The organism is Pseudomonas sp. PDM27, from assembly GCF_019219205.1.
Classification (GTDB): domain Bacteria; phylum Pseudomonadota; class Gammaproteobacteria; order Pseudomonadales; family Pseudomonadaceae; genus Aquipseudomonas; species Aquipseudomonas laurylsulfatiphila.
The window spans coordinates 222,110-245,444 of the sequence record NZ_JAHUWF010000011.1 but is presented as its reverse complement, the minus strand read 5'-3'; the positions used below and the strand labels follow the sequence as shown (position 1 = coordinate 245,444).

General features: G+C 60.2%; 18 protein-coding genes. 12 read left to right on the top strand and 6 right to left on the bottom strand.

Annotation, left to right across the window (positions count from 1 at the left end; genetic code table 11):
- Positions 1-22: 22 nt before the first annotated feature.
- Positions 23-463 (bottom strand): universal stress protein, encoded by a 441-nt coding sequence (locus KW838_RS22445; RefSeq protein ID WP_015095958.1) that lies wholly within the window; start codon positions 461-463, stop codon positions 23-25.
- Between the two features lie 104 nt (positions 464-567).
- On the opposite strand from KW838_RS22445, the gene KW838_RS22440 reads away from it, so the two are divergent.
- The 7 genes from KW838_RS22440 to KW838_RS22410 all read left to right on the top strand — a co-directional run bounded on the left by KW838_RS22440 (position 568) and on the right by KW838_RS22410 (position 9,205).
- Positions 568-1,005: a hypothetical protein gene (locus tag KW838_RS22440; protein ID WP_102698741.1), complete on the top strand. Its 438-nt coding sequence runs from the start codon at positions 568-570 to the stop codon at positions 1,003-1,005.
- A gap of 602 nt (positions 1,006-1,607) precedes the next feature.
- Positions 1,608-3,755, top strand: coding sequence for a fatty acid oxidation complex subunit alpha FadB (gene fadB, locus KW838_RS22435; protein ID WP_102698740.1), 2,148 nt, complete (start codon positions 1,608-1,610; stop codon positions 3,753-3,755).
- Between the two features lie 29 nt (positions 3,756-3,784).
- Positions 3,785-4,960 carry an acetyl-CoA C-acyltransferase FadA gene (fadA, locus tag KW838_RS22430; RefSeq protein WP_007974051.1) on the top strand — a complete coding sequence of 392 codons (1,176 nt, stop codon included), beginning with the start codon at positions 3,785-3,787 and terminating at the stop codon, positions 4,958-4,960.
- A gap of 98 nt (positions 4,961-5,058) precedes the next feature.
- Positions 5,059-5,295 (top strand): DUF1653 domain-containing protein, encoded by a 237-nt coding sequence (locus tag KW838_RS22425; RefSeq protein ID WP_007986363.1) that lies wholly within the window; start codon positions 5,059-5,061, stop codon positions 5,293-5,295.
- A 114-nt stretch (positions 5,296-5,409) separates the two neighbouring features.
- A complete protein-coding gene (topA, locus tag KW838_RS22420) occupies positions 5,410-8,037 on the top strand; it encodes a type I DNA topoisomerase (protein ID WP_015095955.1) in 2,628 nt (875 codons plus the stop codon).
- 315 nt (positions 8,038-8,352) lie between these two features.
- Positions 8,353-8,877: a DUF6586 family protein gene (locus tag KW838_RS22415; protein ID WP_102698739.1), complete on the top strand. Its 525-nt coding sequence runs from the start codon at positions 8,353-8,355 to the stop codon at positions 8,875-8,877.
- Between the two features lie 94 nt (positions 8,878-8,971).
- On the top strand, positions 8,972-9,205 hold the full coding sequence (locus tag KW838_RS22410) for a hypothetical protein (protein ID WP_007991404.1): 234 nt from the start codon (positions 8,972-8,974) through the stop codon (positions 9,203-9,205).
- Positions 9,206-9,298: 93 nt separating this feature from the next.
- Here the strand turns inward: KW838_RS22410 and sulA are convergent, their stop codons facing one another.
- Both sulA and lexA read right to left on the bottom strand, forming a co-directional pair.
- On the bottom strand, positions 9,299-9,775 hold the full coding sequence (sulA, locus tag KW838_RS22405; RefSeq protein WP_095965240.1) for an SOS-induced cell division inhibitor SulA: 477 nt from the start codon (positions 9,773-9,775) through the stop codon (positions 9,299-9,301).
- A gap of 10 nt (positions 9,776-9,785) precedes the next feature.
- On the bottom strand, positions 9,786-10,394 hold the full coding sequence (lexA, locus tag KW838_RS22400; protein ID WP_007974043.1) for a transcriptional repressor LexA: 609 nt from the start codon (positions 10,392-10,394) through the stop codon (positions 9,786-9,788).
- 229 nt (positions 10,395-10,623) lie between these two features.
- On the opposite strand from lexA, the gene KW838_RS22395 reads away from it, so the two are divergent.
- From KW838_RS22395 to KW838_RS22385, 3 genes are all read left to right on the top strand, one after another.
- Positions 10,624-11,331 carry a TetR/AcrR family transcriptional regulator gene (locus tag KW838_RS22395; RefSeq protein ID WP_102698738.1) on the top strand — a complete coding sequence of 236 codons (708 nt, stop codon included), beginning with the start codon at positions 10,624-10,626 and terminating at the stop codon, positions 11,329-11,331.
- A 170-nt stretch (positions 11,332-11,501) separates the two neighbouring features.
- Complete coding sequence (gene nagZ, locus KW838_RS22390) at positions 11,502-12,500, top strand: beta-N-acetylhexosaminidase (protein WP_218503635.1); 999 nt, start codon at positions 11,502-11,504, stop codon at positions 12,498-12,500.
- 12 nt (positions 12,501-12,512) lie between these two features.
- Positions 12,513-13,250: an S-methyl-5'-thioinosine phosphorylase gene (locus tag KW838_RS22385; protein ID WP_218503630.1), complete on the top strand. Its 738-nt coding sequence runs from the start codon at positions 12,513-12,515 to the stop codon at positions 13,248-13,250.
- 140 nt (positions 13,251-13,390) lie between these two features.
- Here KW838_RS22385 and KW838_RS22380 read toward each other — a convergent pair whose 3' ends face one another.
- The 3 genes from KW838_RS22380 to mfd are packed head-to-tail and all read right to left on the bottom strand — an operon-like array spanning position 13,391 to position 20,129.
- The gene (locus tag KW838_RS22380) at positions 13,391-16,084 is read right to left on the bottom strand and encodes a DEAD/DEAH box helicase (protein WP_218503629.1); all 2,694 of its coding nucleotides are present in this window, start codon (positions 16,082-16,084) and stop codon (positions 13,391-13,393) included.
- Between the two features lie 6 nt (positions 16,085-16,090).
- Positions 16,091-16,669, bottom strand: coding sequence for a CsiV family protein (locus tag KW838_RS22375; RefSeq protein ID WP_218503628.1), 579 nt, complete (start codon positions 16,667-16,669; stop codon positions 16,091-16,093).
- A gap of 10 nt (positions 16,670-16,679) precedes the next feature.
- A complete protein-coding gene (mfd, locus tag KW838_RS22370; protein ID WP_218503627.1) occupies positions 16,680-20,129 on the bottom strand; it encodes a transcription-repair coupling factor in 3,450 nt (1,149 codons plus the stop codon).
- 363 nt (positions 20,130-20,492) lie between these two features.
- Between mfd and KW838_RS22365 the strand changes: the two genes are divergently transcribed.
- Both KW838_RS22365 and KW838_RS22360 read left to right on the top strand, forming a co-directional pair.
- The gene (locus tag KW838_RS22365; protein WP_015095946.1) at positions 20,493-21,956 is read left to right on the top strand and encodes a glyceraldehyde-3-phosphate dehydrogenase; all 1,464 of its coding nucleotides are present in this window, start codon (positions 20,493-20,495) and stop codon (positions 21,954-21,956) included.
- A gap of 211 nt (positions 21,957-22,167) precedes the next feature.
- On the top strand, positions 22,168-23,148 hold the full coding sequence (locus tag KW838_RS22360) for an FAD:protein FMN transferase (protein ID WP_218503634.1): 981 nt from the start codon (positions 22,168-22,170) through the stop codon (positions 23,146-23,148).
- Positions 23,149-23,335 lie beyond the last annotated feature (187 nt).

The following is a 23,335-nucleotide window of genomic DNA, read 5'->3' as shown; positions in this document are numbered from 1 at the left end:
CTCCCACAGGGAATGTGTAGCGTCAGGATTTGGTTTGCAGGCGCACCGCAAGCACATCGCAAGGCGCGCCATGCAGCACGTCATTGGCGGTGGAGCCGAGCAGCAGTGCCAGGCCGTGCCGGCCATGGCTGCCCACCACGATCAGGTCGCAGGTTTGCTCCTTGGCCAGGTGGTGGATTTCCTGGCGTGGCTGGCCATAGGTCAGGTGGCTGTATTCCTTGGAGAGCTCCGGGTATTTGAGGATCAAGCGGTCAAGGCGCTCCTTGGCCTGATCGAACTGCTGCTGTTGCAGTTGTGACAGGTCCATCGGTACGTCGCCACCGAAGGCCATCGCCATCGGCTCGACAATGTGCACCAGTGACAATTTCGCGCCGTTGCTCACCGACAGCTCGCGAGCGCGGTGGATCACAGGGTCGCACTCTTCGGTCAGATCTACAGCGACCAGAATATGGTTGTAGGGCATGAGGTGCTCCTCCTGAGGATTGCAATATTGGTAAGTATGGCTGGTTTCAAGCGCATTGGTTCCAAAGTGACACAATGGGCTCATCAAGAATCGGGAGTACAGATATGACGGTGTGGATAGTGGTGTCAATCCTGTTGGTGGTACTCAGCCCACTGGCATGGTTGCGCCCGTCGCGTGCCCAGAGTGGGCGCATCGCCCTGCGCATGGAGGCTCGGCGCATTGGATTGGCCATGCAGCTGGCACCCCAGGAATGGCCACACTGGCTGAGCCAGGAGCCGCCGAGCCCGTGCGCCCAGTACCATCGTCCGCGGCGTGGCAGTCAGCCGGCGTGCTGGAGTTACTGGCAAAAATCACCGGGTGTCTGGGTCAATCAGTGGCAGGAAACCTGTGAAGATCAGGCGCTGCTCAATCATTTCGAAAAGTTGCCGGGTAATGTCTACAAGGTCGAGGCCGACAAGCAAATGATTGCCTTGTACTGGGGTGAGAAGGGTGAGGCCGAGGTGTTGCAGCACATCGATGCCACCCTCAAGGCGCTCGCCTGAAGCTGTGTTCCGGATCCCCTGTAGGAGCTGCCGCAGGCTGCGATCTTTTGATCTTGTTTTTTTAAATCAAAGTCAAAAGATCGCAGCCTGCGGCAGCTCCTACAGGGGGCGCAGGCAATAAAAAGCCCGACAAAATCATCGGGCGGGTTGGCCAGGCAGGCCGGTAAATCGGTGTTGGCTGATCTTACGCTGGGCATTCGCCAAAAGCGTTCACAATTTCCCCTTGGTTCCGCCAGCGTAGCTTGTTAAACACGGGCTGCAGCGAATTAGGGCGCATTTTCTAACAATTGATTCTATGAATGACCCTGCATGCTCAGGCGTGTTTAAGGTCTTCGCAGTACGGATATGACCGGAAAGTCGCGTTTCAACCCGTGTTTCGGGCGATTGACAATTGTCGGAAATTCCGTGAAGGTGACGTACCCAAATCAAACGGGCGTATGAATTGAGCGTTTGTATTTCAGACCGCTCCTACAGAATCCCGACTATCGCGTTGGCGGGTGTGCCGGGGGAATGGGCGTAGCATCGACGATTAACGTCCCTGCCAAGCCATTCGCCTGCGTCCGACGTGTACTGTTCAGCTTCCATATCGTGGAGATCAGTTGATGATTTACGAAGGTAAAGCCATCACGGTTAAGGCTCTTGAAAGTGGCATCGTCGAACTGAAGTTCGACCTCAAGGGTGAGTCCGTCAACAAGTTCAACCGTCTAACCCTGAACGAACTGCGTCAGGCCGTAGACACCATCAAGGCAGATGCTTCGATCAAGGGCGTGATCGTCAGCAGTGGCAAGGACGTGTTCATCGTCGGCGCCGACATCACCGAATTTGTCGACAACTTCAAGCTGCCGGATGCAGAGCTTGTTGCTGGCAACCTCGAAGCCAACAAGATTTTCAGCGATTTCGAAGACCTCAACGTTCCGACCGTTGTTGCGATCAATGGCATCGCGCTGGGTGGCGGTCTGGAAATGTGCCTGGCGGCGGACTACCGTGTCATGTCCACCAAGGCCAAGATCGGCCTGCCGGAAGTCAAGCTGGGCATCTACCCGGGCTTCGGCGGTACCGTTCGTCTGCCGCGTCTGATCGGTGCCGACAACGCCATCGAGTGGATTGCCGCCGGCAAGGAAAACCGTCCTGAAGACGCGCTGAAAGTTGGCGCTGTCGATGCAGTGGTTGCTCCAGAGAAGCTGCAAGAGGCCGCGCTGGAACTGATCAAGCGCGCCATCTCCGGCGAGTTCGACTACAAGGCCAAGCGCCAGCCGAAGCTGGAAAAGCTGAAGCTGAACGCCATCGAGCAAATGATGGCTTTCGAAACCGCCAAGGGTTTCGTGGCCGGTCAAGCTGGCCCGAACTACCCGGCGCCGGTTGAAGCGATCAAGACCATCCAGAAAGCCGCGAACTTCGGTCGCGACAAGGCCCTGGAAATTGAAGCCGCAGGTTTCGCCAAGCTGGCCAAGACTTCGGCCGCACAGAGCCTGGTCGGTCTGTTCCTGAACGACCAGGAACTGAAGAAAAAGGCCAAGGCCTACGACGAAATCGCCAAGGACGTGAAGCAGGCCGCCGTACTGGGCGCCGGTATCATGGGTGGCGGTATCGCCTATCAGTCGGCTTCCAAAGGTACGCCGATCCTGATGAAGGACATCAACGAGCACGGCATCGAACAGGGTCTGGCCGAAGCCGCCAAACTGCTGGTTGGCCGCGTTGATAAAGGTCGCATGACCGCTGCGAAAATGGCTGAAGTGCTCAACGGCATTCGTCCGACCTTGTCCTACGGTGATTTCGGTCACGTGGACCTGGTGGTGGAAGCCGTCGTCGAGAACCCGAAGGTCAAGCAGGCCGTACTGGCTGAAGTTGAAGACCAGGTCAAAGAGGACACCATCCTCGCGTCCAACACCTCGACCATTTCCATCACCTTGCTGGCCAAGGCCCTCAAGCGTCCGGAAAACTTCGTCGGCATGCACTTCTTCAACCCGGTGCACATGATGCCGCTGGTGGAAGTGATCCGTGGCGAGAAGTCCAGCGAGCTGGCTGTTGCCACCACCGTTGCCTACGCCAAGAAAATGGGCAAGAACCCGATCGTCGTCAACGACTGCCCGGGCTTCCTGGTCAACCGCGTGCTGTTCCCGTACTTCGGCGGTTTCGCCAAGCTGGTCAGCGCCGGTGTGGACTTCGTCCGTATCGACAAGATCATGGAAAAATTCGGCTGGCCAATGGGCCCGGCCTACCTGATGGACGTGGTCGGCATCGACACCGGCCACCACGGCCGTGACGTGATGGCTGACGGCTTCCCGGACCGCATGAAGGACGACCGTCGCTCGGCCGTCGACGTGCTCTACGAAGCCAAGCGCCTGGGCCAGAAGAACGGCAAGGGCTTCTACGCCTACGAGACCGACAAGAAGGGCAAGCAGAAGAAAGTCGCCGATCCTTCGGTACTGGAAGTGCTCAAGCCGATCGTTTACGAGCAGCGCGAAGTCACTGACGAAGACATCATCAACTGGATGATGATCCCGCTGTGCCTGGAAACCGTGCGTTGCCTGGAAGACGGCATCGTCGAAACCGCTGCCGAAGCCGACATGGGTCTGGTCTACGGCATTGGTTTCCCTCCATTCCGTGGCGGTGCGCTGCGTTACATCGATTCGATCGGTGTGGCAGAGTTCGTTGCCCTGGCTGACCAGTACGCTGATTTGGGCGCGCTGTACCACCCGACCGCGAAGCTGCGCGAAATGGCCAAGAACGGCCAGAGCTTCTTCGGTTAAGCGCCCCCAACTAGAGTGAGAGTGAACTTATGAGCTTGAATCCTAGAGACGTCGTGATTGTCGACTTCGGTCGTACTCCGATGGGCCGCTCCAAGGGCGGCATGCACCGCAACACCCGCGCCGAAGACATGTCGGCGCACCTGATCAGCAAACTGCTGGAACGCAACGTCAAGGTCGACCCGAGCGAAGTCGAAGACGTGATCTGGGGCTGTGTGAACCAGACCCTGGAGCAGGGCTGGAACATCGCGCGCATGGCGTCGCTGATGACCCAGATCCCGCACACCTCGGCCGGCCAGACCGTCAGCCGTCTGTGTGGCTCGTCCATGAGCGCTTTGCACACTGCTGCGCAAGCGATCATGACCGGCAACGGTGACGTGTTCGTCGTTGGTGGCGTCGAGCATATGGGCCATGTGAGCATGATGCACGGTGTCGATCCGAACCCGCACATGTCGCTGTACGCGGCGAAAGCCTCGGGCATGATGGGCCTGACCGCGGAAATGCTGGGCAAAATGCACGGCATTACCCGCGAACAACAGGACGCTTTCGGCGTGCGCTCCCACCAACTCGCCCACAAGGCGACCGTGGAAGGCAAGTTCAAAGACGAAATCATCCCGATGCAGGGCTACGACGAGAACGGTTTCCTGAAAACCTTCGACTACGACGAAACCATTCGTCCGGAAACCACCCTGGAAAGCCTGGCGGCTCTCAAGCCGGCGTTCAATCCGAAGGGCGGCACCGTGACAGCGGGTACTTCGTCGCAGATCACCGATGGTGCTTCGTGCATGATCGTGATGTCGGCGCAGCGCGCACAGGACCTGGGCATCCAGCCTATGGCGGTGATTCGTTCGATGGCAGTGGCAGGTGTGGATCCGGCAATCATGGGCTATGGTCCAGTACCGGCCACACAAAAAGCACTGAAGCGCGCGGGTCTTGGCATCTCCGACATCGACTTCTTCGAGCTCAACGAAGCTTTCGCCGCACAGGCCCTGCCAGTGCTGAAAGATCTGAAAGTGCTCGACAAGATGAACGAGAAGGTTAACCTGCACGGCGGCGCGATCGCCCTGGGCCACCCGTTCGGTTGCTCCGGTGCGCGTATCTCCGGCACTTTGCTCAATGTGATGAAGCAGAATGGCGGTACCTTCGGGGTAGCCACCATGTGCATTGGTCTCGGCCAAGGCATCTCCACCGTCTTCGAACGCGTTTAAGCGTCTCGTTGATGGAAGCCGGGGCCAAGTGCCCCGGTTTTTGTTTTTCCGGATTTATTTTGTTTTTATTTTGAAAAAATTTGAGTGAGGGCCAAAGCATGCCGATACAACCTGGGCTCTACCAACATTACAAAGGTCCGCAGTACCGCGTGTTCAGTGTTGCGCGGCATTCGGAAACCGAAGAAGAAGTGGTCTTCTATCAAGCCCTGTATGGCGATTACGGCTTTTGGGTGCGTCCCTTGAGCATGTTCCTGGAGTCCGTCGAAGTTGACGGCGAACAGGTGCCACGCTTTGCTTTGGTGCAGGCCGAAGAAAGCCTTTTTACCAAGCCATAAGCTGAGTTCGCGCAATACCCTGCGCTTGACCTCACCTTGTAGCCACTATATATAGCGGTGCCGCGTCAGGCGCCAATCGCCTTTCACTTCTCGAATTCAGGAATTTTCTGATCCATGGGCAAATCGCTGGTCATTGTGGAATCCCCGGCTAAGGCCAAGACCATCAACAAGTATTTGGGCAACGAATACGTGGTGAAGTCGAGTATCGGCCATATCCGAGACCTGCCCACCAGCGGTTCGGCTAGCGCCAGCAAAGAGCCAGCCGCCAAGCGCGGCAAGGCTGCTGCAGGTGAAGCGCCGGCACTGTCGCCTAAAGAAAAAGCGCGCAAGCAGCTGGTCGCGCGCATGGGTGTCGATCCGGATCATGGCTGGAAAGCCAAGTACGAGATCCTCCCGGGCAAGGAAAAAGTCATCGAAGAGCTGCGCCGGCTCGCCAAGGATGCTGACACCATCTATCTCGCAACCGACTTGGACCGCGAGGGGGAAGCCATTGCCTGGCACCTGCGCGAAGCCATCGGTGGTGACGACAGCCGCTACAAGCGCGTGGTGTTCAACGAAATCACCAAGAAGGCGATCCAGGAAGCCTTCTCCCAGCCGGGCGAGCTGGATATCGACCGCGTCAACGCCCAGCAGGCCCGTCGCTTCCTCGACCGCGTCGTGGGCTACATGGTTTCGCCGCTGCTGTGGGCCAAGATCGCTCGTGGTCTGTCCGCCGGTCGTGTGCAATCGGTTGCCGTGAAGCTGGTGGTTGAGCGCGAGCGAGAAATCCGCGCGTTCATCCCGGAAGAGTACTGGGAAGTGCACGCCGACCTCGGCACCGCAAAAGGCGCGACCGTGCGTTTCGACGTGGCCCGCGAGAAAGGCGAAGCCTTCAAGCCGCTCAACGAAGCCCAGGCCATGGCCGCGCTGGAGAAGCTCAAGGCTTCCAGCTACAGCATCGTCAAGCGCGAAGACAAACCGACCAGCAGCAAGCCGTCGGCGCCGTTCATCACCTCCACCCTGCAACAGGCCGCGAGCAACCGCCTGGGCTTCGGGGTGAAGAAAACCATGATGATGGCCCAGCGTCTGTACGAAGCTGGCTACATCACTTACATGCGTACCGACTCGACCAACCTCTCGGTTGATGCCGTGGCGATGGCGCGTACTTATATCGAAGGCGAGTTCGGCAAGAAGTACCTGCCGGAAACCCCGAATGTCTACAGCAGCAAGGAAGGCGCACAAGAGGCTCACGAAGCGATTCGTCCCTCCGACGCCAATACCGAGCCAAGCAAGCTGTCGGGCATGGAGCGTGACGCTGAGCGCCTCTACGAGCTGATCTGGCGCCAGTTCCTGGCTTGCCAGATGCTGCCGGCGCAATACCTGTCGACGACCGTCACTGTGGGCGCTGGCGACTTCGAGCTGCGTGCCAAGGGACGCATCCTGAAGTTCGACGGTTACACCCGCGTCATGCCGCAAATCGCCAAGCCAGGCGACGACGATGTGCTGCCGGACATGGCCCAGGGCGATGCGATGAAGCTGATCAAGCTTGATCCGACCCAGCATTTCACCAAGCCGCCGGCGCGTTACTCGGAAGCCAGCCTGGTCAAGGAAATGGAAAAACGCGGCATCGGTCGTCCTTCGACCTACGCGGCGATCATTTCGACCATTCAGGACCGTGGTTACGTGGCGTTGCACAACCGTCGCTTCTACTCGGAAAAGATGGGCGACATCGTCACCGAGCGCCTGGCCGAGAGCTTCTCGAACCTGATGGACTACGGTTTCACCGCCGGCATGGAAGAGCATCTCGATGACGTGGCCCAGGGCGAACGCGACTGGAAAAACGTGCTCGACGAGTTCTACGGCGACTTCAAGAAGAAGCTCGAAGTAGCCGAAAGCCCGGAAAACGGCATGCGTGCCAACCAGCCGGTGATGACTGACATTCCGTGCACGACCTGCGGTCGTCCGATGCAGATTCGCACCGCATCGACCGGTGTGTTCCTTGGTTGCTCGGGCTACAGCCTGCCGCCGAAAGAGCGCTGCAAGGCCACCGTCAACCTGGTGCCGGGCGACGAAATCGCCGCGGACGACGAAGGTGAGTCGGAGTCGCTGGTATTGCGTGGCAAGCATCGCTGCCCGATCTGCAGCACGGCGATGGATGCCTACCTGCTGGACGAGAAGCGCAAGCTGCACATCTGCGGTAACAACCCGGATTGCGACGGCTACGAAATCGAAGAGGGCACCTATCGCATCAAGGGCTATGAAGGTCCGAGCCTGGAATGCGACAAGTGCGGCAGCGAGATGCAGCTCAAGACCGGCCGTTTCGGCAAGTTCTTCGGTTGCACCAATGCCACCTGCAAGAACACTCGCAAGCTGCTGAAGAGCGGTGATGCGGCGCCGCCGAAGATGGACCCGGTGAAGATGCCTGAGCTGAAATGCGAAAAGGTCAACGACACCTATATCCTGCGCGACGGTGCATCCGGGCTGTTCCTGGCGGCCAGCCAGTTCCCGAAAAACCGTGAGACGCGTGCTCCGCTGGTTATCGAGATCGTGCCGCACAAGGATGAGATCGATCCGAAGTATCACTTCCTCTGCGAAGCGCCGAAGAAAGATCCCGATGGCCTCCCGGCTGTGATTCGTTACAGTCGCAAGACCAAGGAGCAGTACGTGCAGACCGAAGTTGACGGTAAGCCGACTGGCTGGAAAGCGTTCTACGACGGCGGCAAGTGGACGGTTGAAGACAAGCGCCCGGCTGCGAAGGCGTAGAATCGCAAGACCCCTGTGGGAGCGAGCTTGCTCGCGATGGTCGTCAACGATGACGCGGGCCTTCAGGATGCCCGCGTTGCTCTCAGGTCCATCGTCGGAACGCCGCCCGGAGCAAGCTCGCTCCTACAAAAGGCGCATGGGAACTGCGAAGGCGTAGAATCGCAAGACCCCTGTAGGAGCGAGCCTGCTCGCGATGAACCTGAGACCGCCGCGGGGTGCCAGGTTTCCCGCGTCATCGTTGACGTCCATCGCGAGCAGGCTCGCTCCTACACAGGACCTGCGTGAAGCAATTATTTCGTTGTGGAGGCTGCCGTCATGGCCCACGAACTTTATACCCGCACCAATCAGAAGATTTATTTCGCCGGCTTGTCGCTGGAAGCACTGGCGCGCACTGAAGAGGGTCGGGCGATGAATTCGCTGGCGCTGATCCAGGCCGGACGTGAATCTGCGTTGTTTCACCTGTACGGCGCGCTGTTGGGCCTGTGTCATGAAATCGCCGGCTTCTATCGCCTGCCTCAGGCCAATGCACCCCGTGCGGAGCTGCTGCTGACTCGCGAAGTGCTGGAAACCATCGCCATTCCGGAAATGGCCGAGCTGGTCGAACTGGCCAATAACCCGGAGACCTGGCTGGCCAAGTTATTGGCTGCCCATGCTGCGTTGTTTCAGCCGCCGCGCGCGCCCCACAAGCCAAAAGGGGACGTGACCCAGCCACTGATTCAGGCTGTCAATCTGGATGAAGAGGAGGCACCGCAAGAGCTGAGTCGGGAAGAGCTGGAGAGCTGGCGCCAGAATCTGAAAGGATTGGCAATCCGCTTTCGCGAAGGCCTGAACGAGTGCTGACAGAAACAGTTTTGGGATGGCATCTGGTCAAGATCCCGAGCGAAGCCCGGCCGATGCCTATATAATCCCCGCCTTTCGTGGAGAACAGTCCTTTATGCCAACGTCCTTTCTAGAAATTGTCGAGTTACCAGACGGCCGTATCGAGCTGCGCAGGGCCGAGGACGAGGGTTCTCTGGTTACTTTGGATTTCTCCGAGGACGCCAAAGCGTTCCTGCAAGGGCAACACGTGGAAGTCGCCAAGGCGATGTTGAGCGTGGGAGTCCAGATGGCAGGTCGCCTGGTTGAAGGCGAATTCGACAAGGACGAGGGGCCACGGGTTCTTCATTGATCCCCGTCCGTCGGTTTTCCTGATGTCGCTACACATCGGCTTCTCTCTCCCTGGAGAAGCCTCGCGCGGTTAAGCTAGCGCCCCGGCTGTCAGTTATCCCAAACGAATGTTCAGGCTCTGAGCGTCCCCGGTCCGGGCGGCGCTGATCAGCTGTTGCCGGGATTGGCTGCTCAGCGGATTGAGCCAGCTGACAACCGTATGGCTGCGTCCAAGACGCAGGGCTTCGCAGGTCAGTTGCTGAGCACTTTGGGTGCCCCGGGGGTGAAGCAACAGAATGCGCTCGCGGTTGAGGCCGGCATCTCGCAACCAGGCTTGAGTCAGGCTGGCGGGCGGCGCGATCAGTGTCAGCCAGCGTGCGTCCTGGTCCTGGCTCAATTCCCTGAGGATCGGTGCCAGAAGGCTCAGGCAGTTCCCGGCTGCACCACGCAGTGACAGCTCGCTGAAAACGTCAGGTTCGGCGCTCCAGGGGGACTCGACTACGTCTTTCAGGATCGGCGCCAATGGCTGTGCCATGAACGCTTCGAACAACGGCAGTTGGGTTTGCTGTGGTGATGGCTGTGGGAACTGCATGGAGCCTCCTTTAGCGGCGAATCACGCCGACACTCAAGCCTTCGATCACCAGTTCCTGATCTTGAAGGTTCACTTCGATAGGGGCGAACTCGGGGTTCTCTGCGATCAGCCAGACTTTGCTGCCGTCACGCTTGAAGCGCTTGACGGTCACTTCGTCGCCGATTCGTGCAACCACGATCTGGCCGTTACGGGCTTCGCGGGTGGTGTGGACGGCCAGCAGGTCGCCGTCGAAAATCCCGACATCCTTCATGCTCATCCCGTGGACGCGCAGCAGGTAATCGGCGCGCGGATGGAAGAAGGCAGGATTGATGTTGCAGGACTCTTCGATGTGTTGCTGCGCAAGAATCGGGGCGCCGGCTGCGACCCGGCCAATGATCGGCAGGGTGGAGTCGTCGGCCTTGGCTTCGAAGCCGGGGATGCGAATGCCACGGGAGGCGCCAGGCGTCATCTCGATGGCACCCTTGCGGGCCAGCGCCTTGAGGTGCTCTTCCGCCGCATTGGGTGACTTGAAACCCAGTTCCTGAGCGATTTCCGCACGGGTGGGAGGGTATCCGTTGTCTTCCAGGCAGCGTTTGATGAAAGCCAGAATCTCTGCTTGTCGTGGCGTCAGCTTTAGCATATTGATCGCTCTGTTTTTTTATACAGTGACTGGGATTATATACAGTAAGTCGGTCTTGGCAATGCTCCATTTTTCAGTCGCCGCCAGACGGTCAATCAGTCAGTGGATTGAAGCTTCGCCGTTGTGTGGTTAAATGTCTGACCGACCATTCCCGAAACGAACTGCCAGACTTGACAAGGCACAGGCTGAAACGTATGTTTCAAACAAGTGTTTGTCAGGCGGAGTAGCCATGGCCCAGTCGGAAACCGTTGAACGCATTCTTGATGCAGCCGAGCAGTTGTTTGCGGAAAAAGGTTTCGCTGAAACCTCGTTGCGCCTGATCACCAGCAAGGCCGGTGTCAACCTGGCGGCGGTGAACTATCACTTCGGTTCAAAGAAGGCGTTGATCCAGGCGGTTTTCTCGCGGTTCCTCGGGCCGTTCTGCGTCAGCCTCGATAAAGAGCTGGAGCGGCGTCAGGCCAAGCCTGAAATCAAGCCGACCCTCGAAGAGTTGCTGGAAATCCTCGTCGAGCAGGCCCTGGTGGTGCAGCCGCGCAGCGGCAACGACCTGTCTATTTTCATGCGTTTGCTGGGGCTGGCGTTCAGTCAGAGCCAGGGGCACTTGCGTCGTTATCTGGAAGACATGTACGGCAAGGTGTTCCGCCGCTACATGATGCTGGTCAACGAAGCGGCGCCGCGTATTCCGCCCATCGAACTGTTCTGGCGGGTGCACTTCATGCTGGGTGCGGCAGCGTTCAGCATGTCCGGTATCAAGGCCTTGCGCGCGATTGCTGAAACCGACTTCGGCGTGAACACCTCGATCGAGCAGGTCATGCGCCTGATGGTGCCGTTCCTGGCCGCCGGCATGCGTGCCGAATCCGGTGTGACCGATACCGCCATGGCCACTGCCCAATTGCGTCCGCGCAGCAAATCGACACCGGTTGCCGCCAAGGTTTAACCGCGCACGGGTGGGCGCGGCAGCTGACATCCGCTAAGCTAGCCGCCCATGCCGACTCTCGTTCTGAACCCGTTTCCCATCGAACTCGCCAATCTGCCGGGCTTTGTGCCTGGTGGCGAATTCGTGTGGGCCGGGTTTTCTGTTATCAAGGAATTTTTATGACTGCTGGCTTGCAAGGCTCGTTGATGGTGGACGTCGCCGGTACCTGGCTGACGGCTGAAGATCGCCAATTGTTGCGCCAGCCCGAAGTGGGCGGCTTGATCATCTTTGCCCGTAACATCGAGCATCCGCGTCAAGTGCGCGAGCTGAGTGCAGCGATTCGCGTCATTCGCCCCGATCTGCTGTTGGCGGTGGATCAGGAGGGCGGCCGCGTGCAGCGCCTGCGCCAGGGTTTCGTGCGCCTGCCCGCCATGCGCGCCATTGCCGACAACCCGAACGCCGAATACCTGGCCGAGCAGTGCGGCTGGATCATGGCGACCGAAGTGCTGGCCGTTGGCCTGGACCTGAGTTTCGCGCCGGTGCTCGACCTCGATTACCAGCGCAGCGCCGTTGTCGGCACCCGTTCGTTCGAAGGTGATCCCGAGCGCGCTGCCTTGCTCGCGGGTGCATTCATCCGTGGCATGAACAGCGCCGGGATGGCCGCTACCGGCAAACACTTCCCGGGTCACGGCTGGGCCGAGGCTGATTCCCACGTCGCGATCCCGAATGATGAGCGCAGTCTCGATGAGATCCGCGCCAACGACCTGGTGCCGTTTGCCAAATTGAGCAAGCAACTGGCCGCGATCATGCCGGCCCACGTCATTTATCCACAGGTCGACTCCCAGCCCGCAGGTTTCTCCCGCCGCTGGTTGCAGGACATCCTGCGCGGCGAGTTGCAGTTCGATGGCGTGATCTTCAGTGACGACCTGTCCATGGCAGGCGCCCACGTGGTCGGCGATGCCGCCAGCCGTATCGAAGCGGCGCTGACGGCCGGTTGCGACATGGGCCTGGTGTGCAACGATCGCGCTGCCGCCGAACTGGCCCTGAGCGCTGCGCAACGCCTGAAGGTCAAGCCTTCCGAGCGCATTGCGCGGATGCGCGGCCAGTCGTTCGCCAATACCGAATACCGTCAAGACCCGCGCTGGCTGGCCGCTGTCGGCGCGCTCAAAGAAGCTCAATTGATTGATTAAGGACTGTTCGTTATGACGGTTTACGCGATTATCGGTGGCACTGGCCTGACTCAACTCGAAGGCCTGAGCATTCGCCAGTCACTGGCAGTGGACACGCCTTATGGCGCGCCTTCGGCCGACGTTCAGATCGGCGAGTATGCCGGCAAGGAAGTGCTGTTCCTAGCGCGTCACGGCCATCCCCATCGTTTTCCGCCGCACCAGGTCAACTACCGCGCCAACCTCTGGGCGCTGAAACAGGCCGGTGCCGAAGCCATTCTGGCCGTGAACGCCGTGGGCGGCATCCATGCCGCCATGGGCACCGGGCATTTCTGCGTGCCCCATCAGTTGATCGACTACACCAGCGGTCGCGAGCACACCTACTTTGCCGATGACCTGGAACACGTCACCCATATCGACTTCAGCTACCCCTATAGCGAGCCGTTGCGTCAGCAATTGATCGCGGCGCTGGCGGCGGAAGGTGTGGGCTACAGCAGTCATGGCGTGTATGCCTGCACTCAGGGGCCGCGCCTGGAGACGGTGGCTGAAATCGCCCGGCTGGAACGCGATGGCTGCGACATCGTTGGCATGACCGGTATGCCGGAAGCGGCCCTGGCCCGCGAGCTGGAACTGGAATACGCCTGTCTGGCACTGGTGGTGAACCCGGCTGCGGGCAAGTCGACGGCGGTGATTACCATGGCCGAGATCGAGCAGGCGTTGCATGACGGCATGGGCAAGGTGAAATCGACGTTGGCGCGGGTGCTCAAGGGCTGAGCTCCGCTTGATATCGAGTTGACTTCATCGCGAGCAAGCTCGCTCCCACAGGTTTAGTGGCGTTCGTAGAGTTTGTGTTCGACGCGGCCACTGTGGGAGCGAGCTTGCTCGCGATGGCGGACTAAAAAGCACCGCAAATCTCAGCGCTTTCCGAGATTTTCCGGCAACGGCGCAAACAACGCCTCGATATCGTCGCTCTGCAGTTTCCAGTCCCCGGCCTTGCGCCCATCCAGCACGCCGGCCGCGAGGTCGGATTTTTCCTTCTGCAGGTGCTGGATCTTCTCTTCCACCGTGCCGCGCGCAATCAGTTTGTAAACGAACACGGGCTTCTCCTGACCAATGCGATACGCCCGGTCGGTCGCCTGGTTTTCCGTCGCCGGGTTCCACCACGGATCGTAATGAATCACCGTGTCCGCCTCGGTCAGGTTCAGGCCAACGCCGCCTGCCTTCAGGCTGATCAGAAATATCTGACGCTTGCCGCTCTGGAATTCCTTCACCGGTGTGCGGCGGTCGCGGGTCTGGCCGGTCAGCAGGGCGTAGGCGATTCCACGCTTGTTCAGCTCATCCTCAATCAGCGACAACATTGAAGTGAACTGCGAGAACAGCAGGATCCGCCGACCTTCCTCGAACAATTCCTCGAGCATTTCCATCAGGCTGTCGAGTTTGCCCGAGGTGCTGCCACGGCTTGGCAGGGTCGCCTCGTTGACCAGGCGCAAGTCGCAGCACACCTGACGCAGTTTCAGCAGCGCTTCGAGAATGATGATCTGGCTGCGGGCCACGCCTTTGCGGGTGATTTCGTCGCGGACTTTCTTGTCCATGGCCAGGCGCATGGTTTCGTAAACGTCACGCTGGGCCTCGTTGAGTTCGACCCAGTGGATGATCTCGGTTTTCGGCGGCAACTCGGTGGCCACCTGTTCCTTGGTGCGGCGCAGCAGGAAAGGCTTGATCCGGCCGTTGAGGTGCTGAAGCCTGACCTCGCTGGTGCGTTTTTCGATCGGCACGCGGTAATCGCGGTTGAAGCTTTTGACGTCGCCCAGCCAGCCGGGCAAGAGGAAGTGAAACAGCGACCAGAGTTCGCCGAGGTGGTTTTCCAGCGGTGTGCCGCTCAGGCACAGGCGCTGCCGGGCATTGAGTTCGCGGGCAGCCTGGGCGGCCTTGCTGGTCGGATTCTTGATGTATTGCGCTTCATCCAGCACCAGAATGTGCAAGGGCTGCGCCGCCAGGCGCTCGACATCCTTGGGCAGCAGCGCATAGGTGGTCAGGATCAGGTCGTAGTCAGCCAGCTTGTCGAAATGCTTTTTGCGGCTGGCACCGTACAGCGCCAGAACCTTGAGCTGCGGCGTAAAGTGCGCCGCTTCGTCAAGCCAGTTGGGGATCAGGCTGGTCGGCATCACCACCATGCACGGCCGATCGAGGCGGCCGGCGTTTTTCTCGCTCAGCACGTGCGCCAGTGTCTGCAGGGTTTTGCCCAGGCCCATGTCGTCCGCGAGAATGCCACCCACTTCCAGCTGCCGCAGCGATTGCATCCAGCTCAAGCCCTCAAGCTGATACGGGCGCAGCGTCGCATTCAAACCTTCCGGGGCGACGGCCGTGTGGTCCTTGATGTCACGCAGGCGCTGGGCAAAGGTGCGGATCTGGTCGCCGCCCTCCCAAAGCAGTGGCATGTCTTCCAGCGGATTCAGGCGCGTGGCATCGGCCTTGCTCAGGCGCAGCGTGGTGTCACCGGGTTCCTGAAGGTAGAACTCGCCGAGGGTGGCCAGCACCGGTTTCAGGCGGCCGAAGGGCAGGGCGACTTGCAGCGGGCCGTGCTCGGAGTTCGGGCGATGAGGGATGTTGACCAGGATCAACTCGTCGTCGCGGCGTCGGGCAAGGCGCTCCGGGTTGAGGATTTCGGTGTGGGAGCGCATCAGGTTGAGCAGGATCGGCAACAGGCTCAGGCGTTCGCCGTTGACGATGATCCCCAGTTCCAGGTCGAACCAGTCGCGCTCCGGAGCCTGTTCGACCGTGGCGTACCAGTCGTCTACCGCTGTCAGGTCGAAACCGAAGTCCTCGTCGATCTGCAATTCCCAGCCCTGGGTGCGCAACTTCGGCAGTTCATTGAGGGTAAAGGTCAGCCAGGCGCTGTCATTGACCATTTCGAACAGCTCACCGGCACTTTCCGGCAAGGCCTTGCTTTGTCGGGTGGCGACTTTGAAACCGAGGATTCGCAGCTGTTCCCGGTAGGACTGTTCCACGTCCGGGTGGCGTTTTATCCGCAGCGTCTGGGTTTCCTGGCGAATCAGGATGTCGGTGTTCTTCTGCCCGGAAACGTATTCGTCCAGATAGCTGAAGGACAGCGCCGCACGATGCTGGATGTAACGCTGCATTCGACCGTTGCGCGGTTCGAAGGCGCTGAACTCGATGCTGGCCAGCCACAGGCGCGGTACCGGCTGCACATTGTCCACCAGCACTTGCGGCGGGGCTTTCGGGCTGCGGTTTTCCAGGACGGCCTGGAGTTTTTCCAGGAGTTCGGCGTCTTTGGCGGCAGCGGGGTAGTCGAGGGTTTCCTGCACTTGCAGGAGCACCGCTGCGCAATGTTTGCAGTTGTTGTGGACCGGGCAGGAGCAGATGGCATCGACCATCAGCAGCGTGCCTTTGGCTGACTCGCGCAGGCGAATGGTCTGACGGTAAACGTTACCGCCCGAGCCTTCGCACGCGGCGACGATGGTTGCGTCGCCGGCCTCGACGATCCTGACACGATTCTCCAGCGCGTAACGGCGACCGCGCTCCAGGCTCTGTTCCTTGAATCGGCTGACCCAGGATGGTGCCAGGGGTTTGCTCAGGGTCGCGGACATGGGGAATCAGTCCGGAATTTCTTCGGGAGCTGCTCGGGGTGCGGGGGCGGTCAGCGAAGTGATCTTGATCAGCAGGCCGAGGTGGCCGTTGTCGAGGAAGTTCAACTGGCCGTTCTTGGTGTGGCTTTCCTGTTTCAAGCGCTCGCTGGCTGTCACCATGCCATTGGCATCGATCTGATTGACCCAGAAGTCGGCGTCGACGTCGGTAAAGCGTCCCAGTTTCATGCTCAGCGTGCCCTCGATCGGGAACTGACCATATTGTTCCTTGCCGTCGCTGATCGCCACTTTGCTGGCGTTTTCGCCGAGCGTCTGTTGCCAGGCCTTGTGCAGCAACACCGTGTAGTCGGCGCTGCTGGTGAGTTTTTCCACCTCGCCATTCAGGCTTGGCGTACGCAGGCTGTCGGGGCTGACGGGTTGAGCGCCAGCGGCCCAGTCTTCCGGTGCGGCGCGGCTGACAATCGCCGGCACGGCGTTTTGCCGGACCAGAATCATTTCGACCTGATACAGGTCATCGGCAGATGCCGTGGGGGCGACCAGCGCTGGCATCAAAAGGGTCAGCAGGGTCAGTGAGCGGAACAGGCGCATGCGGCGTCCTTCAAGCAGTTTTCGGAACGAGGCGCTCGAACAGCGCCTCTACAGTATTAAAGCGCTCTTCCGGGCGCTCCATCGGAACCATGAACTTGAACATCGTGGCCCCTTCGAATTTGTAGCGTTTTGGCTGGCTCTGGATCAGCTTGATCAGGGTCAGCGGGTCGACCGGCGTCTGCGCAGCGAACTCGACGCGACCGCCTTGCGGGCCGCCATCGACTTTCTTGATGCCCAGTTGCTCAGCCTGCAGCTTCAATGCAGTGATGCGGATCAGGTTCTTGGTCGGTTCCGGCAACAGGCCGAAACGATCGATCATCTCCACCTGCAAATCCTTGAGGCCGTCCTCATCGGTGGCCGAGGCAATGCGCTTGTAGAGGATCAGGCGGGCGTGGACATCCGGCAGGTAGTCTTCCGGAATCAGCGCCGGTACCCGCAGGTTGACTTCAGGACCACCGCCGAGCGGTTGATCGAGGTTCGGCTGCTCGCCCTTGCGGATCGACTTCACCGCGCGCTCGAGCATTTCCATGTACAGCGTGAAGCCGACCGCCTGGATCTGCCCGCTCTGACCGTCACCGAGCAGCTCGCCGGCACCACGGATTTCCAGGTCGTTGGTGGCGAGCACGAAGCCCGCGCCGAGGTCCTGGGTGTTGGCGATCGCTTCCAGGCGCTTTTCCGCGTCCGGCGTGATTTGCTGGCGCGGTGGCGTCAGCAGGTAGGCATAGGCCTGGTGGTGACTGCGTCCGACCCGGCCGCGCAGCTGGTGCAACTGGGCCAGGCCGAACTTGTCGGCACGCTCGATGATGATGGTGTTGGCGCTCGGTACGTCGATGCCGGTCTCGATGATGGTCGAGGCGATCAGCACGTTGAAGCGCTTGTGGTAGAAGTCGCTCATCACCTGTTCGAGTTCGCGCTCGCGCATCTGCCCGTGACCGATACCGATCCGTGCTTCCGGTACCAGCTCGGCGAGGTCGGCGGCGCATTTCTCGATGGTCTTCACGTCGTTGTGCAGGTAATAGACCTGGCCGCCACGCAGCAACTCACGCAGCAAGGCCTCTTTGACCGTGCTCTTGTTCTGCTCCATGACGAAGGTGCGTACCGACAGGCGGCGGGCTGGCGGGGTGGCGATGATCGACAGGTCGCGCATGCCCGACACCGCCATGTTCAGCGTGCGCGGAATCGGCGTGGCGGTCAGGGTCAGGATGTCGACTTCGCTGCGCAGGGCCTTGAGCTGTTCTTTCTGGCGCACGCCGAAACGGTGTTCTTCGTCGATGATCACAAGGCCGAGGTTTTTGATCTTCACGTCGTCCTGCAGCAGCTTGTGCGTGCCGATGACGATGTCGATCTTGCCTTCGGCCAGATCGGCGACGGCGGCATTCACTTCCTTGGCCGACTTGAAGCGGCTCATCACTTCCACGGTCACCGGCCAGTCGGCGAAACGGTCGCGGAAGCTGTTGTAGTGCTGCTGGGCGAGCAGGGTGGTCGGCACCAGGATCGCCACCTGGCGACCTCCGTGCACCGCGATGAACGCGGCGCGCATCGCCACTTCGGTCTTGCCGAAGCCAACGTCGCCGCACACCAGGCGATCCATGGGCTTGGGCGCGAGCATGTCTTCGCGCACCGCCTCGATGGTGGTCTGCTGGTCCGGGGTTTCTTCGAACGGGAAACCGGCGCTGAAGGTGGCGTAGTCGGCTTTCGGATCGGCGAAAGCGTAGCCTTCGCGAGCGGCGCGGCGTGCATAGATGTCGAGCAACTCGGCGGCCACGTCGCGCACCTGTTCGGCGGCTTTGCGCTTGGCTTTCTGCCAGGTCTCGGAACCGAGGCGGTGCAGCGGGGTCAGGGCATCGTCGCTGCCGGTGTAGCGGGCGATCAGGTGCAGGTTGGCCACCGGTACGTAAAGCTTCGCGCCTTCGGCGTACTCCAGGGCAAGGAATTCGGCGGTCTGGTTGTCGATTTCCAGGGTTGCCAGGCCCAGGTAACGGCCGACACCGTGGTCGATGTGCACCACCGGCGCACCTTCGCGCAGCTCGGTGAGGTTCTTGATGACGGCATCGTTGTTGGCATCGGCGCGCTTTTCGCGGCGACGGCGCTGCATCACGCGCTGGCCGAACAACGGGCTTTCGGCTACCAGAGCCAGGGCTGGATCGTCCAGCACCAGGCCTTCATCCAGCGGCGCGATGGTGATCGCCAGGCGGTCTTTGCCAGCGACGAAATCCGGCCAGCTGTCGACGGTTTTCGGTCGCAGCTTCAGGCGTTCCAGCAGTTCCAGCAGCACCTCGCGACGGCCTGCGGATTCGGCGGTAAACAGCACGCGCCCGGGAAATTCGTCGAGGAAACCGGCCAACGCCGCCAGCGGCTGGGTGGCCTTGGCTTCGATGGCCAGGTTCGGCAGTTCCCGCGCGGGGAAGCGTTCGCGGCCGACGCCGGGCTCCACGTCCTGCTGGCTGGCGACCACCCGTGGCCAGCTTTTCAGGCGGGCAAAGCAATCCTCTACCGGCAGGAACAGTTCGGCGGGCGGCAATAAAGGACGGGACGGGTCGACGCGGCGTTCTTCATAGCGATTGCGCACGTCGTTCCAGAAGTTTTCTGCGGCTTGCTCGATGCCCGGCAGGGAAAACACTTGCGTGTCCTGGGGCAAATAATCGAACAGCGTCGAGGTTTCTTCGAAGAACAGCGGCAGGTAGTACTCGATGCCGGCCGGGGTAATCCCGCTGCTCAGGTCCTGGAAGATCGGGCAGCGGCGGAAGTCGACGTCAAAACGCTCACGGAAGCGCGCCTTGAAACGGGTGACCGCTTCTTTCTGTAGCGGGAACTCCTTGGCCGGCAACAGCTTGACCGAGTCGACTTTGTCGATGGAGCGCTGGTTCTCCGGGTCGAAGGTGCGCAGGGTTTCGATTTCGTCGTCGAACAGGTCGATGCGATACGGCAGCTTGCTGCCCATCGGGAACAGATCGATCAACGAGCCGCGAACGGTGAACTCGCCGTGTTCATACACCGTGTCGACGTAGCGATAACCCGTGGCCTCAAGCCGGGTGCGCATCTGCTCGACGTCGAGTTTCTGGCCGATGTCCAGCACCAGGCTGCTGCCGAGCAGGAATTTGGTCGGTGCCAGGCGATGCAGGGCGGTCGTGATCGGCACCACCAGTACGCCATGACTCAGCTCCGGCAACCGGTACAGGCTGGCGATGCGCTGGGAAATGATGTCCTGGTGCGGCGAGAACAGGTCGTAGGGCAGGGTTTCCCAGTCGGGAAAGTGCAGTACGGGCAAATCCGGGGCGAAGAAACCCAGCTCCTGCTCCAGCCGTTCGGCACTTTGGCTGTCGGCGGTCAGCAGCAGGGTAAAGCGCTTGGCAGCGCTGGCGGCCTCGGCGATGGCCAGGCTCAGGGCGGCACCGGGCAGATTGCCCCAGTGCTGTTTACCTGCCGCGGCAGGGAGAAGCGGTAGACGCAGAACGGGCACGGAAGGTTGAGCTCCAAGCGTTGCGACAAAGTCGGTAATTGTAGCGGCCTACGATGCCGCCTGTCAGTTGCTGACTGCGTCTAAAGCACGGGTTTGGTGAAATGTAGTGGTAAAGACAAAATTCGGCGTTTTTTTGCCGAAAATTATTGAATATGTAGTGGCAAATACAACGAGTGTTACGGAGGGTTACGGATAAGGTAGCGCGACCTCCAAAAAATTGACTGCGCTGAAAGCCCCGGTTTTATTGGGTTTGCGCGAGGCGCAATTTTTTTGAACGACGAATTGTTACGTAAAGCACGACGGGCGCGCATTGCTACGGCTGTCACTCGGCGGCATAATGTAGCCCCTTTTTTCTGCCCCTACATGTGGAAGGTTCCCGTGACTCAGAAGCCCGACCAGTGTCTTGGTGAATGGATCGACCGTGAAGCACTCGCAGAAGCGATGATTCCGCTTATCGGTCAGCTCTACCGCAATAACAACGTGGTGAGCTCGATCTATGGCCGCAGCCTGATCAATCGTTCAGTCATTGCGATTCTCAAAGCTCACCGCTTTGCTCGTCACCGTCAGTCCGACGAAAGCGAGCTGTCCGTCCACGAAACATTCCCGCTGATCAAGGCGATGAGCGAACTCAAGCTCGGCGCCGCCTCGGTGGACCTGGGCAAGCTGGCGGCCAAATTCAAGGCCGAAGGCAATGGCCGTACTGCCGAGCAGTTCGTCCGTGAAGAACTGGCCGACGTGGTTGGCCAGCAAAACGCATCGGCCCGCAAAGGCACCGACGTTGTCCTCTACGGCTTCGGTCGTATCGGCCGTCTGCTGGCGCGCATCCTGATCGAGAAAACCGGTGGCGGCGATGGCCTGCGCCTGCGTGCCATCGTTGTCCGCAAGGGCGCCGAGAACGACCTGGTCAAGCGCGCCAGCCTGCTGCGTCGTGACTCGGTGCATGGTCCGTTCGATGGCACCATCACCATCGATGAAGCCAACAACACCATCACCGCCAACGGCAACCTGATCCAGGTTATCTACGCCAAGAGCCCGACCGAAGTCGACTACACCCAGTACGGCATCGAAAACGCTCTGATCGTCGACAACACCGGTGTATGGCGTGACGCCGACGGTCTGGGCCAGCACCTGGCCTGCCCGGGCGCTGCCCGCGTGATCCTCACCGCACCTGGCAAGGGCGCGCTGAAGAACATCGTGCACGGCATCAACCACGGCGACATCACCCCTGACGACAAGATCATCTCGGCGGCTTCCTGCACCACCAACGCCATCGTGCCGGTGCTCAAGGCAGTCAACGACAAGTACGGCATCGTCAACGGCCACGTCGAAACCGTTCACTCGTTCACCAACGACCAGAACCTGATCGACAACTTCCACAAGGGCAGCCGTCGTGGCCGCGCCGCGCCGCTGAACATGGTGATCACCGAGACCGGTGCCGCCACCGCAGCCGCCAAGGCGCTGCCAGTGCTCAAGGGCAAGCTGACCGGCAACGCGATTCGCGTTCCTACGCCGAACGTGTCGATGGCCATCCTGAACCTGAACCTGGAAAAGGCCACCACTCGCGAAGAGATCAACGAGTACCTGCGCCAGATGGCCATGCACTCGGACCTGCACAAGCAGATCGACTACGTGAGCTCCCAGGAAGTGGTTTCCACCGACTTCGTTGGCTCGCGCCACGCAGGCGTAGTGGACGCTGAAGCGACCATCACCCAGGATAACCGCGTTGTTCTGTACGTCTGGTACGACAACGAGTTCGGTTACAGCTGCCAGGTGGTTCGCGTGATGGAAGACATGGCCGGTGTAAACCCGCCAGCATTCCCGCGCTAAGCCTTAGCCGCACATGAAAACGCCCCGACTCTGGTCGGGGCGTTTTTGTTTGTGTGAATCAACATCAAAAGATCGCAGCCTTCGGCAGCTCCTACAGGATTGAATATGAATGTACCTTTGTAGGAGCTGCCGAAGGCTGCGATCTTTTATCAGGACATCAAAAAAGGTGAGATTGTTCTTGAGCGGATGGAAGGTTTTCTTTCTGGCGCTGATGGGTATGTTGTCTGCCTGCGGCAGCGGCGACTCCCTGGAAAGCTTCAGCGGCCCGACCATGGGCAGCACTTATTCGATCAAGTACGTACGCCATGCCGGCCTTCCGGCGCCGGACGAAGTCCGTGTCCAGGTCGAGCAAATCCTCGCTGATGTGGACCTGCGCATGTCGACCTACCGCAGCGACTCGGACATCGAGCGCTTCAATGCATTACCGGCCAACCGCTGTCAGGCAATGCCGGCGTCGATCCTCGAGCTGGTCCGCGTGGGCGAGCAACTGTCCGTGCAAAGCGACGGTTCCTACGATCTGACGGTGGAGCCGTTGCTGAACCTCTGGGGATTTGGTCCGCAGGCCCGGGAGGAGAAGGTCCCGACCGCCGAGGCGCTCGCTGAAGCCCGCCAGCGCGTCGGTCACCAGCACTTGCGCATCGATGGCGACACGTTGTGCAAGGACGCCGCCGTCGAGGTCGATTTCAACAGCATCGCCGCCGGTTATACGGTGGACACGATTGCCTCAAGGCTCGAGGCGATGGGCATCCACGACTACCTCGCGGAGGCGACAGGCGAGCTCAAGGCGGCCGGCAAGAAACCCGACGGCTCGCCATGGCGCATTGCCCTGGAAGAGCCGCGGGATGATCGGCAGGTGGCCGAGCGCGTCATTGTGGTCGACGGTTATGGCCTTTCAACTTCCGGCGACTACCGGAATTATTTCGAGCAGGGCGGGCAACGTTTTTCCCACACCTTCGATGCCCGCACCGGTGCGCCGGTCTCACACGCCCTGGCGTCCGTCACGGTGATTCATCCTTCAGCGCTGATGGCCGATGGCTTATCGACGCTGTTGCTGATTCTCGGCCCGGAGCGCGGTTGGGACTTCGCGGAAAAACACGATATCGGCGCATTTTTTGTGATTCGTGCCGATACAGGTTTCGTCACACGCAGCAGTCACGCTTTTGAGCGCCTCAATGGCCAAAAAACCGAATGATTTCGGCGATTTGAGCATTGAAAACTGGCGTTGTAGCGCAGGCAAAAGTAGCCTACGACGCGACCAAGGGTTAATGTGCCCGGCGTTGACGCTTCTATAGACTGTGTCCGGGTTCTGCACTGGCCCCAAATTGTTCCTTCATGCCACAGATTGGCGTGATTTAGCCGCAGGTGCCGAGGGTGCCGCG